A 17191-nucleotide genomic window follows, 5' to 3' on the forward strand; every position below is an offset into this window, starting at 1 on the left:
ATAATAAAGATAAAAGATCTTTTTTAATACATATATTTGTTTTGATTGATTTTTAATGAGATAGCAAGAAAAAATATCAAACTTGTATTTTCAATAAAAGGGTTTACTGATTAATAAGAATATATTCTACAGATTGAATATAGTGCGAATACTCATCATTTGTTTGCGCTGGCGATAATATCATATTGTTTTATCTTAAAAGGATTAACTCACCTAATTTACAAATATTTGAGTTAAATGAAAATCTATAATTATTATAAGTATGCTTATTAATAAATTTTATTAGCCAGATTTAATAATCTATACTGTTATAATAAAACTATCACAGTATAGATTATCTATAAAAATTATTCTACTTCTAACAAAGCTTGTCTTAAGGCATGTTGCCAGCCTTTAAGTTTTTTTACTCTTTCTTCTTCTTGCATATGAGATCTAAAGCTTGCACCTTGTCTCCAATGATGTTGAATGTCAGAAAGATTTGTCCAAATACCACTGGCCATTCCTGCTAAGTAAGCCGCCCCGATAGCAGTTGTTTCGATATAAGATGGGCGCTCAACAGTGATATTCATAATATTGGCAAGAAATTGACAGAACCAATCATTGGCAGACATTCCGCCATCAACACGTATGGTAAGAATATCTTTGCCACTATCTTTTTTCATTGCTTCGGATAGATCATAAGTTTGATAAGCAATAGATTCTAACGCAGCCCTTGCAAGATGCGCAGCGGTTGCATTAAGAGTTAATCCTGTAATTATAGCCCTAGCATCAGGTGCCCAATGAGGTGCTCCTAATCCTACAAAAGCAGGAACCATATAAACTTGGTGGTTATCGTTCACTTGGGTTGCCATATCGTGCGTTTGAGAGGCATGGGTTATTAATCCCAGTCCATCGCGTAGCCATTTAATTGCAGCACCTGCAACAAAAATAGATCCTTCTAGTGCGTATGTTGGTTTACCATTCAAGCGATAAGCTGTGGTAGTTAACATACGGTTTTTAGAGATCACCATTTGATCACCCGTATTAAGCAACATAAAACAACCCGTACCATAGGTAGCTTTGGTCATACCAGGTTCAAAACAAGCTTGCCCAATTAACGCAGCTTGTTGGTCACCTGCCATTCCCATAATAGGAATGGGATGTCCAAATAAATTAACATCTGTAACTCCAAATAAGGTACTATTATCTTTAACTTCAGGTAAAAGTGATTCTGGAATATTAAATAATTTTAAAAGCTCTTCATCCCAAGATTGTGTTTTAATATTAAATAATAGGGTTCTGCTGGCATTGGTTGCATCGGTTGCATGTACTTTACCACCAGTTAATCGCCACAAAAGAAAACTATCAATCGTTCCAAAGGCTAATTCTCCACGTTGTGCTGCTGCTCTGGCACCTTTAACATTGTCTAACAGCCAAGCTAGTTTAGTTGCAGAGAAATAAGGATCAAGTAAAAGCCCTGTTTTATCATGAACCGTTTTTTCTGCTCCGTCTGCTTTTAATTTTTGACAAAACGCAGAAGTACGACGATCTTGCCATACAATGGCGTTATAAAGAGGTTTACCTGTGACTTTGTCCCATAAAACGACGGTTTCACGTTGATTAGTAATGCCAATAGCAGCAATAGAACCAAGATCTCGATCAAGCTTTGCTTCTGTCAATGCTGATTTAATTGTATAAACAGCATCATTCCAAATATCTTCAGGATTATGTTCTACCCATCCCAGTTCTGGATAATGTTGGGCGAACTCTCGCCTACTTATAGAAATAGATTCCCCTTTATGGTTAAAAATTATGCAACGTGTAGAAGTCGTTCCTTGATCTAGGGCAATAATATATTGAGTTTTACTCATGGTTTTTTTATGTCCATTTCACTATCAGAGAATATTGTTTATAAAGGGCGAGGTAAAAAGGGTCTGATTAAAAATTGATAGGCTCCTCCTCCAAGAACACCTCCAATTAATGGGGCAAAAACGGGAACCCACCAATAGTTGGTTACTCCAGGAAATGCAGATGATCCCCAACCCCCTAAATAAATGAAAATCCTGGGACCTAAATCGCGGGCTGGGTTAATAGCCCATCCTTCTAAATATCCAGCAGAAGCACCAATGACAGCAACAACAAGACCAATCATAAAAGCACCACTATTCGCCTGAGGGGCAACAGTATTATAGCTTTCAGTAATTGCAAAAATACTGAAAACTAAAAAAGCAGTTAAAAGAACTTCGTTAGAAAAAGCATGCCAAGTAGTAATAGATAATCCAGGAGATGTAACGAAAACACCAGCTGCACCACCCATCATGCGGGTTAGTTGGTGTACTTCGTTATAATGATCAATCACAGAGTAATATAAGCAATAGACTAGGATAGCTCCACAAAAACCACCAAAGATTTGCGCCACACAATAAGCAGGCACTTTTTTCCAAGAGAAACCTCTATATAACGCCAAGGCTAAAGTTACTGCTGGATTGGCATGGGTCCCACTGACGCTTCCTGTTGCGTAAATTGCAAAGGTCACAGACAAACCCCACGTAATAGCCACCCCCCAATAGGCATGTTGGTAAGGGCTGGGATCATATAAAATTAACATTGCCGCTGCAGAGCAACCAATAAAGATAATGATGGCAACGGCAATTGCCTCAGCAATTAGCTCACCAACAAATTGTTTTTTAGAAGACATGGGTTAAAGACTTTCTAGCATCAAGAAAAACCTATTGGAGTTTTTCTTTCAAATAATTTTGCAATGTTTGTGTTTCATCTTTGGAAAAATACAAACCGAGTTTTGTTCTTCTCCATAGAATGTCTTCGACAGTTGTAGCCCATTCTTGCTCAATTAAATAATCAACTTCACGTTGGGTTAACCCATGTCCAAAATCAGCTCCCAAATCTTCTTTATTAGTTGCTTTATTTAAGACTTCAAAAACCTCTGTTCCATAAGCACGAGCCATCCGTTTGGCTGTCATTTCGTCTAAAAAGGGAACATGTTTACGGAAATTTATAAAAAATAAATTAAAATCACCATTAGTGATATGCCCACCAGGTAGAGGCTCTGATCCAGTCCATGATTGGCGGTTATACTGGAAGAAAGGAGCCAGTTGCTCCATACTATGTTCTGCTAAGCGTCTGTATGTTGTAATCTTTCCACCAAATATAGAAAGAAGGGGTGCTTTACCCACCGCTTGGTTTAAATCAAGATGGTAATCTCTGGTTACGGCTGATGCGTTGCTAGACGCATCATCATACAATGGTCTGACCCCAGAATAATCCCAAATAACATCGTCTGGAGTGATATTTTTTGTAAAATAATTATTAATAGATTCACACAAATATTGGGTCTCATCTTGATCAATATTAGGGAGTGCATTAGGCGACTTATCCCACGAAACATCCGTTGTTCCAACAAGTGTGAATTCATCATGATAAGGAATAGCAAACACAATACGCTTATCTGCGTTTTGCAGAATATAGGCTTGTGGTCCATCAAAGAGTTTCTTAACAACTATATGACTGCCTTTAACCAGCCTGACATTCATAGAACTTTGGACTTGCAGATCTTGTAGAATATCTGCAACCCAGGGGCCAGCAGCATTTACAATAGCTTTAGCTTGAACAGTTGATTGGGTTTGCGTTTTATTATCCTGTAAGGTTGCTGCCCATAAATCTTGTGTTCGTTGAGCTTTTAATAATGTCGTTTGTGTTCGAACGTCAGCCCCTTTATCACGAGCCCCTTTGGCATTCAAAACGACGAGACGGCTATCATCAACAGCACAATCTGAATAGGTAAATCCTTTTTGGATATCATTGCGCAAAGGTTGTCCATAAGGGGATTTTTGTAATGAAATTTGTTGGGCATTAGGAAGTTTTGGATGGCATGCTAAATGATCATATAAGAATAAACCTGCACGGATCATCCATGCTGGGCGTACAGCATTACGATGTGGCAGAACAAATTTCAAAGGATGAATTATATGAGGTGCAAGGTTAAGTAAACGTTCTCGTTCCTGTAAAGATTCTCTGACCAGTTTGAACTCATAATATTCCAAGTAGCGTAACCCACCATGGATTAGTTTTGTGCTGGCAGAGGATGTGTGTTGGGCAAGGTCGTCTTTTTCAACCAGCAACACTTTTAATCCCCGACCTGCAGCATCTCTGGCAATTCCAGTACCATTGACGCCACCGCCAATAATTAACAGGTCATAAGGCGTTTGAGCAGACATTCAAATCTCCTAGTTATCATAGTATGGATTATTAAATATTTTTATTTTTGAATTTTAAAAATGATTAAATTAATAGTGATACGTTGTGAATAGATCATAAAGTCTTTATGAATTAAATGTAAAGATCATAGATTTACATAAAAAATCAAGAGTTAAAAAAATCTATAAATCACAAGGATAAAGCTTCTTTTTATTGATAAAAAACAATTATCACAAATACTTTACCTAGAGTTAACAAGACTATCCATCTCATTGGTCACCACAACATAAATAGCATCCTCTTGAACAGCAATATCATCGGGTCAACGCTGGCAAAATTACTTTACTTATTGGCAATAATCTTATGAATACTGTTCAACTCATAAGCAAATTCTTTCTCACCTAAAACCTTAACGATTTTAGTTGAGGTATTTCATGGTGATTTACCAAAGATTAAACGAGCGTTATATAGGCTTGAGATTAGTGTAAGAATGATATTAAAGAGAAGAATGCCTTAAATATTTATTGATCTTGTTTTAAAACACTACCCGCTAAATACAAACTACCACATATTAAAATACGCACAGGGGATGTTGCCTGTTTTTTAATAACAGATAATGCTTCCTTAACAGTTCCCCCAGAGATTGCATAATTATCAGACGCTTTGATAATCTCAGTAATGGGCATGGCTAAATGTTGATCGGGTTCCATAACCGCTTGAATCGAAGCACTTAACGGAATTAAAGGGGCGAGATATTCACGGACATTTTTATTGTCTTTCATGCCCACAATTAAGTGTAATGGCTTGTCTTGCCATTTCTTCTGAATCATTTGTGCAAGAACTTGCCCTGCATCAGGGTTATGTCCACCATCAAGCCAAATTTCACAGTCTGAAGGAACTAAATTGATTAATTGACCATAAAGTCTTTGTAATCTTGCTGGCCAGACAGCCTTGGCAATTCCTTGATAAGCATGATCGGGGATCGGTAATTGGCTGGTTCTTAAAGCTGTAATTGCAAGCCCTGCATTTCTGAATTGATGTTCCCCCAAAAGGCTGGGCAAGGGAAGCTCTAGTTCTCCTTTAGCATCTTTGTAAAAGAGCTTGGTTTCAGTAGGAATGATTGACCAATCTTGATTCTTAATTAAACAAGGGGCGTTTAACGATTGAGCAACCTCTTTAATAACGCGTAGGGCCTCTGGCTTTTGTTGATCAACAATAACAGGGATATTTTCTTTAATAATTCCAGCCTTTTCATGAGCAATTTTTGCCAAATTAGCACCCAGGAAAGCTTCATGATCCATTGATATAGAGGTGATAATACTAATCATAGGGGTTATTACATTGGTCGCATCAAAACGCCCACCAAGGCCAACCTCGATGATTGCTAGATCAGCACGGTTCTTAGAAAATAAGACAAAGGCGGCTGCGGTTAAAACCTCAAAAACAGTAATTGGTTGTTGGTTATTAACACGTTCAATTTCCATTAAAACTTCAGATAGTTCATTTTCACTGACGAGTTCTCCCGCAATACGAAATCGTTCAGTGACATCAACAAGGTGAGGGGACGTTGAAACATGAACCTTTAAACCGGCCTCTTCTCCTATAGCTCGAAGGAACGCACAAGTGCTTCCTTTACCATTCGTACCAGCCACATGAATGATTGGTGGCATTTTTTGCTGAGGATTACCCAAATCATTTAATAATCTTTTTAATCGATCCAAAGAAAGATCAATTAATGCTGGATATAATGTATTCAGGCGTTCCAAAATTTGACCAGAACGACCTGAAAATTCGGTTAGAATAGAAGAGGATGAGGAAGACATAAAATTATGCTACTTGTTCAGAATTTTCAGTTTTTTTTGATAATAAGCGTATAATTTTTGCCAAAGTAGGGCGCAACTCTTTTCTGTTGGCGACAATGTCGATCATCCCATGAGCCAACAAATATTCAGAACGTTGAAAACCTTCTGGCAATTTTTCATGCACAGTGTTTTCAATAACCCGAGGGCCTGCAAAACCAATTAAGGCATTAGGTTCCGCAATATGAATATCACCCAGCATTGCAAAAGAGGCTGTAACACCACCAGTAGTAGGGTCTGTGAAAACTACAATAAACGGGATTTGCGCTTCTTTTAATAGTTCAACGGCAATAACAGTTCTGGGCATTTGCATAAGACTTAACATGCCCTCTTGCATTCTGGCGCCACCAGAAGCAGTATAAACGATCAAAGGTATCTTTTGTAATAAAGCTAAACGTGCCGCTGCGATAAAACCTTCACCAAAAGCGGCCCCCATAGTGCCTGCCATAAACTCAAAAGCCATAACAGCAATAACGGCTTTTTCACCTTCGATGGTCCCATGAGCAACAGCAATAGATTCATCAAGTTGAGATTTGGTTTTATTTTCTTTTAAACGATCTGCATATTTCTTTTTATCTCTGAATAATAAAGGATCAACAGGCGCTTTGGGTAACTCAATACGCGTGTAAGATTCATGATCAAAGGTCCATTCAAAGCGTTGCGCAACAGAAGCACGCATATGATGGCCGCAATGAGGGCAAATATTAAGATTTTTTTCCAAATCTTTGATTAATAACATCTGACTGCAAGAATCACAGTTCTTCCAGATATTGTCAGGAACATCTTTTTTAAGAAGCCCTTGGATTTTTGGGCGGACATATTCGGTAAGCCAACTCATGAGGTAAACCTTTTAATTTCGTAAATACTTAAATAATCTATCAGAATTTATTGTTTAAGAACACTATGTGCACCATCAGCAAGGCATTTTGTATGTTCAATTACTTTTGTAACTGTATCTTGAGTTGCGTGATTATGACTGTCTAAAGTGGATTCAAGTGTTTTTAAAAGCGCAGAACCAACCACTGCTCCGTCAGCAATTTTCGCTGCATTCGCCGTATGTTCTGGGGTATTTAACCCAAAACCAATCACAATAGGTAAATCAGAAGCAGCTTTAATCATTGGAATTGCTTTTTCCAAACTTTCGTTTGTTGCTGTACTTGTTCCTGTTGTTCCTGTAATGCTGACATAATAAATAAAACCAGAAGCTTCTTTTAATATAGTCGTAAGACGATCAGCAGAAGTTGTTGGAGCAACTAAGTAAATAATATCTATTTGATTTTTAATTGCATAAGGTTTGATATTTTCGATTTCTTCAGGAGGCATATCGACGATTATTAACCCATCAACACCTGCTTTGGCAGCATCTTGGCAGAATTTTTCATACCCATAATATTCAATAGGATTTGTATATCCCATTAAAATAAGTGGGGTATGTTGATTTTCCATTCTGAATTCTGTGACCATTTGCAACGTTTTTTTCATTGTTGCACCAGCTTTTAATGCACGAATGGCGGCTTTTTGTACGGCTGAACCATCAGCCATCGGATCACTGAATGGCATACCAATTTCAATGATATCTGCCCCAGCCTTGGGCATTGCCTTTAAAAGCGATAAAGAGGTTTGATAGTCAGGATCATGTGCCTCAAGATAAGGGATAAAAGCACCACATTTTTTTTGTTTTAATGTGGCAAAACATTTTGAAATACGGCTCACAATTCCACCTTTAAGTATTTAGCGACACTATCAATATCTTTATCTCCACGCCCAGAGAGATTGACAATGATGATTTCTTCTTTGTCCATTGTTGGAGCGATTTTTAAGGCATGTGCCAAAGCATGTGCGCTTTCAAGTGCAGGAATAATCCCTTCTTTTGTCGTGCATGTTTGGAATGCTTGGACGGCTTCGTCGTCATTAATGGCAACATATTCAACGCGTTTGATATCATTTAACCATGAATGCTCAGGGCCAACACCAGGGTAATCGAGCCCGGCACTAATGCTATAAGGTTCAATAATTTGACCATCTTCATCTTGTAGTAGGTAAGTACGATTGCCATGTAAAACACCAGGAAAACCACGTTCAATAGAGGCAGCAGTCTCACCACTATCAAGTCCCATACCACCAGCTTCTACACCGATTAATTCAACAGAAGAATCATCAAGGAAAGGATGAAAAATACCCATAGCGTTAGAACCACCACCAATGGCAGCAATAATCTTATGAGGAAGTTTACCTTCAGCGTCCATGATTTGTGCTTTGGTTTCTTTACCAATAATACATTGGAAATCACGTACCATTGCAGGATAAGGATGAGGGCCAGCAACGGTTCCCATCAAATAATAACTGTTATGAACATTGGTTACCCAATCACGCATACCTTCATTAATAGCATCTTTAAGTGTGCCATTGCCTGAGGTTACAGGAACAACTTTAGCCCCTAATAATTTCATACGAAAAACATTGGGTTTTTGGCGCTCAATATCAACAGCACCCATATAAACAACGCATTCCATACCAAAAAGCGCACAAACAGTGGCTGTGGCCACACCATGTTGTCCAGCACCTGTTTCAGCAATGATACGAGTTTTCCCCATGCGTCGAGCCAACAGGATCTGTCCCATCACATTATTAATTTTATGAGCGCCTGTATGATTTAAATCTTCACGTTTTAAATAGATTTTGGCACCTTGTCCAAGATCAGTTAGTCTTTGAGCAAGCCATAAGGGGCTGGGGCGTCCGACATAGTCTTTTAAATAATAATTTAATTCTTTATGAAATTCTGGATCTTTTTGAATTTCATCATACGCCTGTTGTAATTCAAGAATTAAAGGCATTAATGTTTCTGAAACAAAAACACCACCAAAAACGCCAAAGCGACCATTTTCATCAGGTCCTTGACGCAAGCTATTTAAAGGCAGGTCAGATGCAGGCCTCACGTTTGTCTCCTAAAAGGTAACCTAAAATTATTAAGATAAATAAAGTATATAAGTATAATATATCATTAAACACAAAGTTAGTCTAAATTATATGAATAGCAAGTCTAAATGACTGTAAAAGATCTATGTTCGTCAGTTGAGAGAGAGATTGATAAAAGTGCTTGACACTTGAAAAAAATAAAAGTATTTTTTAACCAATTTAGATAGTCATATCTAGACCCTGCCTCGTATGGAATTATGTATTTTTACTTTTAATAATTTATTCAAAATAAAAATCACCGTTCATTCAATCCAATATTAATGGTGTTTGATCGATATTTCCTTTTTCATTCATGATTTTCTATAATTAGAGCCATCTATGCAACTTGCCGACCTTAAGGCTCAGTCTCCAGCAGAACTTCTTGCGTATGCGGAAAGTTTAGAGATTGAGAATGCATCTTCACTGCGCAAACAGGATATGATGTTTGCGATCCTCAAAAAATTCGCGGAAAATAATCAAGCAATTTACGGAGAAGGCACATTAGAAATCCGTCCTGATGGCTTTGGATATTTACGCTCTTCCGAGTCTAATTACTTGCCTGGTCCTGATGATATTTATGTATCTCCTGCCCAGATAAGACGTTTTAGCCTCAGAACTGGTGATACGGTTTCAGGAGAAATTCGTGCACCCAAAGAGGGGGAACGTTATTTTTCTTTATTAAAAGTAGATTCCATTAATTTCCAAGATCCAGAAGCTGTCCGCCATCGGATTAACTTTGATGATTTAACGCCATTATTTCCTAATGAGCGATTGAAAATGGAAATCCCTGCGCTGATGGAAGGTAAAAATCCAAATAAAGATTTTACCCATCGAGTGATCGATTTGGTTACCCCTATCGGCAAGGGACAACGTGCATTGGTTGTTGCACCTCCCAGAACGGGTAAAACCGTCATGTTGCAAAATATCGCAACAGCAATTGCAATCAATCATCCAGAAGCTGTTTTAATCGTATTGTTGATTGATGAGCGTCCAGAAGAAGTCACAGATATGATTCGTTCTGTCAAAGGTGAAGTGGTTTCTTCGACGTTTGATGAACCAGCCAATCGGCACGTTCAAGTGGCCGAAATGGTGTTGGAAAAAGCCAAGCGCTTGGTCGAGCATAAACGCGATGTGGTGATTTTATTAGATTCGATTACTCGTTTAGCACGTGCTTATAACACTGTTGTTCCTTCATCTGGTAAAGTGTTAACAGGTGGTGTTGATGCCAATGCGTTGCAACGCCCAAAACGTTTTTTTGGTGCTGCGCGTAATATCGAAGAAGGTGGTTCTTTAACTATTATTGCAACAGCTTTGATCGATACAGGAAGCCGTATGGACGAAGTGATCTTTGAAGAGTTCAAAGGGACAGGTAATGCCGAATTAATCTTGGATCGTAAATTGGCGGATAAACGTACGTTCCCTGCGATTGATATTACCAAGAGTGGTACTCGTAAGGAAGAATTACTCGTCGATCGTGCGAGTCTTTCTAAGATATGGGTATTACGTCGTATTCTTGCCCCAATGGGAACGATGGATGCGATGGACTTCTTGCTCGATAAGTTGAAATATAGCAAGAATAACCAAGATTTTTTTGATGCGATGAATACTTAATTCATACTCATTTTTTCAAAAGCCAGTATTTAACTAGACACTGGCTTTTTTTGTTTTTTGCTAGGATATTTACTATTTTACCGTTTAGGTAAATCGTTATAAGCCTTAATCAGACCCTTGTAATCTATGCAATGGAGAAATCTGTTTCGAATTTTTATATTCGCTAGCATTCTGGTTATATTAAATTAAATTTTGAAAAGTTGTTCCATATTTAACAGATATTGTTTGGTCTCAATGCCTTCTCCACCGGAATAACCACCTAGACTGCTTTTTCCAATCACTCTGTGACAAGGAATGATGATGGGAATAGGATTGGCTCCATTGGCTCCACCAATAGAGCGAGGGCTACCTCCTGTAATGTGTACAAGATCTTGGTAAGAGCGCGTTTCGCCATAAGGAATGGTTTGTAAAGCCTCCCAAACTTTTAATTGGTAATTTGTGCCAAAAGGGCGAATAGGCAAATTAAATTGTTTTAATTTACCATCAAAATAGGCATCAAACTGCTTTTTCGCTTCGATTAGCAATGGTGTTTCTTCTTGTAGACTCCCCCATCCCCAATCGACAGAAACGATAAAGCCATTATCTTCGGCAATGCTGAGTTCTCCTGTGGGAGAGTGAAAAGATATTTGAGACATAAGTGTGATTTTTCTTTACATGGAAAATTAAATTAAAATAACTCTCTGGTAATATAAATTATTATTAAAAGGCTTGAAAAGAAATTATTTGATATGTTTTTGGGTAGATAGTGTTTTTAATACTTGGCAGGCTTGTTCATTGTTTAATGAGCAAGCATCTTCAAGATAATTTTTGGCAATTTTGTTGTTTTTTTTCACGCCTAATCCCTGTTGATACATTGTTCCAAGAAGGTGTTGAGTCTCTGCGCTTTGTGATCGTAGTAAATATTTTAATGAATTTTCTAAAATATTTCTGGCTTTATGGTAATCGCGAGGTACATATGTTCCGTTTATGTATAATTGAGCTAGAAATACTGAAGGAAATCCTTTGGATAAATGGCTAGTAAGCTCTAAATAATATTTGTTATATATTTCTAGTTCTTTTACTCCTTGTTGTATCTCGCTTTGAGAGTGATGTAGGTGAATAGCAATGATCCCTGATAGACTACTAATAGTTTTATATAAAGGTTCACCTTCTATCCATGCATCACATATTATATTGATATTTTTCTCTTTTGACATTTTTTCAGCATATTGATAACAAGCTTTTTCCTGCAGATCTAACAAGGTATGATATTGATCTAATAAGGTTTGGGCTTTTTTATAATTATTAATAGTCTTTGCATTCTGTATGAGAAAAATGATGTAATCAAATAGTTTTGAAGGGCGATTATTTTTTTTTAATTTTTTAAAATAATCCTGTGCTTTTTTCTCATCTTGTGGCACACCTTGCCCATGAGCGTATAGTGTCATAAGTGTTATTAAAGAGTCTGAATTTTCTTGTTCTGCTGCTTTATTAAGAAGGGGGATCGCTAAGGGTATACTACCTTGGTTGATATATTTATTTGCTAAAATATTTAATATATCTGGATTGTTATTGGGAATCTTTGCATATTCTATCTTTTTTTCGGGACTATGTTCAATAGCGGAAGCATTGGGTAAAAAGTAGCTAAGAATTGTACAGACTATCATAAGTTTATGTTTAAATTGCATTTTATTAACCCTAAATTGCAACAGTTTGCAGTTCAAAATATCAGTATAATAAATCAATTGTTTTTGATGAATAATTAAGTACAATATATACTTAAATGTGAGTATAAGTTTTTTCTGCTTGTTAGATCATTAAAAAATATATAAATACTCTGGAAAAATACTTTCTTTTTGATATAAAGAAAGGTTACTTTACTATAAAGTAATTGTAAAATTTCAAATAACTCTCTGGTCAAATCGTTATTCATGAATATACCCCTTTCAAACTCTACAATTTTTGCTTTGGCAACGGCTTCTGGTCGCGGTGCTGTTGCGATTATGCGCATTAGTGGCCCTCAAACATTATCTATTTTGGAAAAACTCTGTCATAGCGTGCCAAAAGTAAGACAAGCCTCTGTTCGACAGTTGTGGAGAAGAGGTGATAAAGATGAGTTGTTGGATCAGGCACTGGCTATTTGGTTTAAGGGGCCGAATAGTTATACGGGTGAAGATAGTGCAGAGCTTCATTTGCATGCTGGCCCAGCGGTGATAGACGCAGTTGCTGATGCATTGGTAGCTTATGGGGCAAGACCTGCACAGGCAGGTGAGTTTAGTAAGCGTGCTTTTTTAAATGGTAAGGTGGATTTATTGCAGGCAGAAGGGATCTCTGATCTTGTGGAGGCAGAGACTCAAGCGCAACGACGACAAGCTCTTGAGCAAACAGAGGGTGGATTAAGTGTTGTTTATCAAGGATGGGCGCAAAAGCTACGTGAAGTTCTGGCTTTTCAGGAAGCATTGATTGATTTTCCAGATGAAGATTTGCCTGAAGAAGTAGAGCAAAATTTAAAAAGCACGATTGAAACATTATACGAAGAAATGAAAGCGCATCTTGATGATGCAGGTCGTGGTGAGCGTTTGCGTCGTGGATTAGTGTTTGCGATTTTAGGTGCGCCAAATGCTGGCAAGTCAAGTTTATTAAATCTGTTGGCTGATCGTGATGCGGCGATTGTAACCGAGCAAGCAGGAACAACGCGTGATGCAATTGAAGTGAGAGTTGTATTGGGGGATGTGCCTGTTACATTGGTAGATACGGCAGGCTTGCGTGAAACAGAAGATTTAATCGAAGCGGAGGGAATTCGGCGTGCCCAAAAAATTGGTCGTGAAGCAGATTGTGTTTTATGTTTAACAGATGCTTCTATTGATGTGTTGGAGCCAGAGGTTAAATGTGATTTTTGGATTAGAACCAAAAAAGACATAGATGTTTCACGTGAAACATTGGATCGAAATGATAACAAAATTTTATTTATTAGTGTTAAAACCGGCGAAGGTATTGATCACTTAAAACAAGTCTTAGCTGAAAAGGCCAAGTTTTTAACAGCAAGGCAGGGGCCACCACCTTTAACAAGGGTGCGGCATCGTTTGGGGATAGAGGAGTGTGTTCAACATCTGGAAGAAGCTCAACGACTTGATTGGCCAGAATTAAGAGGTGAAGAATTAAGGCTTGCGATGCAAAGTTTGGGTAGATTAACAGGCACGATTGGTGTAGAGGATTTGTTGGATACAATTTTTAGTCAATTCTGTATTGGGAAATAAGAGTTGATTGATAAAATAATGAAAATGAGCAAAAGATAATGGTTAATGTAAAATATGATGTCATTGTTGTTGGTGGTGGTCATGCTGGCAGTGAGGCTGCGGCAGCTTCTGCACGAATGGGGGCAAAAACATTACTGTTAACACATTATCAGCATACTGTTGGGACGATGTCTTGTAATCCAGCGATAGGTGGTATTGGAAAGGGGCACTTGGTGCGTGAAATTGATGCCATGGATGGTATTATGGCGCAAGCAGCAGACCGTGCAGGCATTCATTTTAAACTCCTAAATCGATCCAAAGGCCCAGCAGTACATGGACCACGAGCACAGGCAGATCGTATTTTATATCGTCAGGCGATACAAGATTTATTAGCTGCCACACCCAATTTAACAATTGCCGAAGGGGCTGTTGCTGATCTTCGTGTTGGGCCAGGAAATTGTGTTGAAGGGGTTGTTTGTGAAGATGGTAGAGAATTTATTTCTGGTGCTGTTGTCTTAACAACAGGAACCTTTTTACGTGGTGTCATTCATATTGGTGAAAAAAGCAGCCCCGCTGGGCGTGTAGGTGAAGCCCCTGCAACATTATTGGGTGCACGTTTGGAAGCTTTAGGGTTGAGAATGGGGCGTTTAAAAACAGGGACACCACCTCGTTTATTAAGATCCAGCATTGATATGGAAAGTTTAGCTGAAGATAAAGGAGATGAAGAACCAGAATTCTTTAGTCGATTTACTTCAAAAGCATATAACCCAATGGTATCTTGTCGTATCACAGCGACTACGCCAGAAACGCATCAAATTATTCAAGACAATATTCATCGCTCAGCAATGTATGGTGGATCAATCACTGGCAAAGGGCCTCGTTATTGTCCTTCTATTGAGGATAAAATTGTTCGTTTTGCTGGACGTGATCGTCACCAATTATTCTTAGAACCAGAGGGACTTCCTCATCATGAGGGGGGGGATCTCATTTACCCTAATGGCATTTCAACAAGTTTAGCTGAAGAGATCCAAGAAAGAATGGTTCATTCTATTCCCGGATTGGAAAAGGCTGTAATTGTGCGCCCTGGATATGCGGTTGAGTATGATTTTATTGACCCACGTTCGTTAAATCCAACATTAGAGCTTCCTGTGTTTCCAGGTCTGTTTTTGGCTGGGCAAATTAATGGCACAACTGGGTATGAAGAGGCTGCCGCTCAAGGGTTATTAGCAGGACTAAATGCGGCATTACATGCAAGTGGTTCTAATAAAATTACGATTGATCGCAGTCAAGCTTATATTGGGGTAATGATTGATGATTTGACCACTCAAGGGGTTACCGAACCCTATCGTATGTTTACATCCCGTGCAGAATATCGCTTAACATTGCGTGCGGATAATGCAGCGGTCAGGTTAACACCAATGGGGGAAAAGTTGGGTTGCGTAGGTGCTGAACGTTTGGCATTATATCGTCAAGATCAAAATTATATTCAACAAGCGGTCGAACGTGCTAGGGAAGAGAAATTTTTACCTAAAACTTTATTACAACAAGGGTTAACGGTTTCTCCCGATGGGCGCTGGCGTTCTTTTTTTGAAGTGCTCTCTTTGATACCTTCACAAGAATCTGTTTCTCAGCTAGCTCCTTGGTTTGTAGAGCTTCCTAAAAATATTCAAGATTATGTTCGAACAGAAGCACGTTATGATGGGTATTTGGTCAGACAAGCCAGAGAAATACGACAATTAGATCAAGAAGCAAAAATTACTTTTCCACCCAACTTAGATTATAAACAAATTGGTGGATTAAGTCGTGAAATGCAAGAACGTTTAGAGGCAGTAAGACCAGTCAGTTTTAGTGCAGCCCAACGTATTCCAGGGGTAACACCTTCGGCTTTGATGGCAATTTTGGCGCATATTCGTAGTTTAGATGGGGTATCAAAATATGCAGCCAAAGAATGAAGACGCTGATTTGTTGAAAAATGTTTCACGTGAAACAAAAGAAAAATTAGAATTATACGTTTCATTGTTACAGCAATGGAATACAAAGATAAATCTGGTTTCAAAGCAAACTGTTGATCAAGTTTGGGATCGTCATATTTTGGATAGTTTGCAGTTAGCAAGTTTTATCGAACCATCAGTGGGATCTATTGCTGATTTTGGTACTGGGGGTGGCTTTCCTGGATTGGTGTTGGCAATTGTTACAGGAATACCGATAACGCTAATTGAATCGGATATACGTAAAACTGTCTTTTTGCGTGAAGTTGCCAGACAAACGCAATTAAACGTAAATATATTATGCAAACGGATAGAGCAGGTGGATATTCCCCCTGTAGATTTAATTACAGCAAGAGCCTTGGCCTCTTTAGAAATATTGCTTTCTTTTTCTGAATATAGGGTAAAAAGAAATGGATATTGTTTATTTCTGAAAGGTCGACAGGTTGATGATGAAATTGCAGAAGCACAGCAAAATTGGGAATTTGATTATCTGAAAATTCCTAGCAAGACAAGCTCCGATGGGGTTATAGTAAAAATCAATCAATTTAGACATATTGTGTAAGAAGTATGACCGAGAAAAATATAAAACTAAAAACACCACATATTTTAGCGATTGCCAATCAAAAAGGTGGGGTTGGAAAAACAACAACCGCAATTAATTTGGCAACAGCATTGGCAGAAAAGAAAAAGGTTCTATTGATTGATTTGGATTCTCAGGGCAACAGTTCAACAGCGTTAGGTATTGATTATAATGATCGTGCTGTTGGTACGTATAACCTGCTCATTGATGGTGCTGTAAGTGAAGGTATGATTAAACAAGGAATTGTTCCTAATTTATCATTAATTACGGCCGATGGGAATCTGGCTGGTGCAGAGTTGGAATTGATTGATGTTGAAAGTCGTGAATTCCGCTTGAAAAATGCATTGGCAACATTACCTCAACATTACGATTATATTTTAATTGACTGTCCACCCAGTTTGGGGATGTTAACGTTAAATGCTTTGGTCGCGGCTAATGGGCTGATCGTGCCATTACAATGTGAATTTTTGGCGTTAGAGGGGATCAGTCATCTTGTTAAAACGGTTACAAGAGTGCAAAAATCTCTAAATCCTGAATTAGATATCAGAGCAATTGTTTTAACCATGTATGATAAGCGTAATAAGCTTTCTGAATTAGTTGCTGAGGATACAAAAGCATTCTTTGGGGAAAAAGTCTGTAAAACGGTTATTCCCAGAAATATTCGCATTTCAGAAGCCCAAAGTTATGGTAAGCCAATTATGTTGTACGATCGTAGGTCAGCAGGAGCTGTGGCTTATATAAATCTTGCCAAAGAATTAATGCGTCGCTTCAAATAAAAAAATAAAAGGT

Annotated in this window: 14 protein-coding genes; 5 read left to right on the top strand and 9 right to left on the bottom strand. The window is 38.1% G+C overall.

Translation table 11 applies throughout. The features are described 5' to 3' along the window. Positions 1 to 347: 347 nt before the first annotated feature. The 7 genes from glpK to trpB form a co-directional block, all read right to left on the bottom strand. Positions 348 to 1850: a glycerol kinase GlpK gene (gene glpK, locus QMN76_RS06075; RefSeq protein WP_282024097.1), complete on the bottom strand. Its 1503-nt coding sequence runs from the start codon at positions 1848 to 1850 to the stop codon at positions 348 to 350. Positions 1851 to 1888: 38 nt separating this feature from the next. Then, complete coding sequence (locus QMN76_RS06080) at positions 1889 to 2677, bottom strand: MIP/aquaporin family protein (RefSeq protein WP_034339649.1); 789 nt, start codon at positions 2675 to 2677, stop codon at positions 1889 to 1891. Between the two features lie 31 nt (positions 2678 to 2708). After that, positions 2709 to 4214 carry a glycerol-3-phosphate dehydrogenase gene (glpD, locus tag QMN76_RS06085; protein WP_282024093.1) on the bottom strand — a complete coding sequence of 502 codons (1506 nt, stop codon included), beginning with the start codon at positions 4212 to 4214 and terminating at the stop codon, positions 2709 to 2711. A 501-nt stretch (positions 4215 to 4715) separates the two neighbouring features. After that, entirely contained in the window at positions 4716 to 6017 is a 1302-nt protein-coding gene (locus tag QMN76_RS06090) for a bifunctional folylpolyglutamate synthase/dihydrofolate synthase (protein WP_282024092.1), read from the bottom strand. Positions 6018 to 6021: 4 nt separating this feature from the next. Beyond that, complete coding sequence (gene accD / locus QMN76_RS06095; protein ID WP_034339640.1) at positions 6022 to 6891, bottom strand: acetyl-CoA carboxylase, carboxyltransferase subunit beta; 870 nt, start codon at positions 6889 to 6891, stop codon at positions 6022 to 6024. A gap of 47 nt (positions 6892 to 6938) precedes the next feature. Further along, positions 6939 to 7766, bottom strand: a complete 828-nt coding sequence (gene trpA / locus QMN76_RS06100; RefSeq protein ID WP_034339636.1) for a tryptophan synthase subunit alpha — start codon at positions 7764 to 7766, stop codon at positions 6939 to 6941. Next, on the bottom strand, positions 7763 to 8989 hold the full coding sequence (trpB, locus tag QMN76_RS06105; protein WP_282024090.1) for a tryptophan synthase subunit beta: 1227 nt from the start codon (positions 8987 to 8989) through the stop codon (positions 7763 to 7765). The genes trpA and trpB overlap by 4 nt, the downstream gene beginning before the upstream one ends. 358 nt (positions 8990 to 9347) lie before the next feature. Here trpB and rho point away from each other — a divergent pair, with 358 nt between their 5' ends. Continuing rightward, positions 9348 to 10619 carry a transcription termination factor Rho gene (gene rho, locus QMN76_RS06110; protein WP_282065853.1) on the top strand — a complete coding sequence of 424 codons (1272 nt, stop codon included), beginning with the start codon at positions 9348 to 9350 and terminating at the stop codon, positions 10617 to 10619. Between the two features lie 185 nt (positions 10620 to 10804). Here rho and QMN76_RS06115 read toward each other — a convergent pair whose 3' ends face one another. Both QMN76_RS06115 and QMN76_RS06120 read right to left on the bottom strand, forming a co-directional pair. Then, a complete protein-coding gene (locus QMN76_RS06115) occupies positions 10805 to 11254 on the bottom strand; it encodes a methylated-DNA--[protein]-cysteine S-methyltransferase (RefSeq protein WP_282065854.1) in 450 nt (149 codons plus the stop codon). An 84-nt stretch (positions 11255 to 11338) separates the two neighbouring features. Further along, the gene (locus tag QMN76_RS06120; RefSeq protein ID WP_282065855.1) at positions 11339 to 12286 is read right to left on the bottom strand and encodes a tetratricopeptide repeat protein; all 948 of its coding nucleotides are present in this window, start codon (positions 12284 to 12286) and stop codon (positions 11339 to 11341) included. A gap of 249 nt (positions 12287 to 12535) precedes the next feature. Here QMN76_RS06120 and mnmE point away from each other — a divergent pair, with 249 nt between their 5' ends. From mnmE to QMN76_RS06140, 4 genes are read left to right on the top strand one after another with little or no spacing between them, the layout of a single operon-like run. After that, entirely contained in the window at positions 12536 to 13855 is a 1320-nt protein-coding gene (gene mnmE, locus QMN76_RS06125) for a tRNA uridine-5-carboxymethylaminomethyl(34) synthesis GTPase MnmE (RefSeq protein WP_408869460.1), read from the top strand. Positions 13856 to 13893: 38 nt separating this feature from the next. After that, positions 13894 to 15786 (top strand): tRNA uridine-5-carboxymethylaminomethyl(34) synthesis enzyme MnmG, encoded by a 1893-nt coding sequence (gene mnmG / locus QMN76_RS06130; RefSeq protein WP_282024084.1) that lies wholly within the window; start codon positions 13894 to 13896, stop codon positions 15784 to 15786. Continuing rightward, positions 15770 to 16384, top strand: coding sequence for a 16S rRNA (guanine(527)-N(7))-methyltransferase RsmG (gene rsmG, locus QMN76_RS06135; protein WP_051462019.1), 615 nt, complete (start codon positions 15770 to 15772; stop codon positions 16382 to 16384). The genes mnmG and rsmG overlap by 17 nt, the downstream gene beginning before the upstream one ends. Positions 16385 to 16389: 5 nt before the next feature. Further along, entirely contained in the window at positions 16390 to 17178 is a 789-nt protein-coding gene (locus QMN76_RS06140; protein WP_034339614.1) for a ParA family protein, read from the top strand. Positions 17179 to 17191: the final 13 nt, after the last annotated feature.

This window comes from Commensalibacter papalotli (ex Botero et al. 2024), assembly GCF_947179115.1.
In the GTDB taxonomy this organism is placed as follows: Bacteria; Pseudomonadota; Alphaproteobacteria; order Acetobacterales; family Acetobacteraceae; genus Commensalibacter; species Commensalibacter papalotli.

Bases quoted from the DNA above. Each gene is read 5' to 3' on its own strand.
- glpK (WP_282024097.1), bottom strand. From the start codon at position 1,850: ATGAGTAAAACTCAATATATTATTGCCCTAGATCAAGGAACGACTTCT.
- QMN76_RS06080 (WP_034339649.1), bottom strand. From the start codon at position 2,677: ATGTCTTCTAAAAAACAATTTGTTGGTGAGCTAATTGCTGAGGCAATT.
- glpD (WP_282024093.1), bottom strand. From the start codon at position 4,214: ATGTCTGCTCAAACGCCTTATGACCTGTTAATTATTGGCGGTGGCGTC.
- QMN76_RS06090 (WP_282024092.1), bottom strand. From the start codon at position 6,017: ATGTCTTCCTCATCCTCTTCTATTCTAACCGAATTTTCAGGTCGTTCT.
- accD (WP_034339640.1), bottom strand. From the start codon at position 6,891: ATGAGTTGGCTTACCGAATATGTCCGCCCAAAAATCCAAGGGCTTCTT.
- rho (WP_282065853.1), top strand. From the start codon at position 9,348: ATGCAACTTGCCGACCTTAAGGCTCAGTCTCCAGCAGAACTTCTTGCG.
- QMN76_RS06115 (WP_282065854.1), bottom strand. From the start codon at position 11,254: ATGTCTCAAATATCTTTTCACTCTCCCACAGGAGAACTCAGCATTGCC.
- QMN76_RS06120 (WP_282065855.1), bottom strand. From the start codon at position 12,286: ATGCAATTTAAACATAAACTTATGATAGTCTGTACAATTCTTAGCTAC.
- mnmG (WP_282024084.1), top strand. From the start codon at position 13,894: ATGGTTAATGTAAAATATGATGTCATTGTTGTTGGTGGTGGTCATGCT.
- rsmG (WP_051462019.1), top strand. From the start codon at position 15,770: ATGCAGCCAAAGAATGAAGACGCTGATTTGTTGAAAAATGTTTCACGT.
- QMN76_RS06140 (WP_034339614.1), top strand. From the start codon at position 16,390: ATGACCGAGAAAAATATAAAACTAAAAACACCACATATTTTAGCGATT.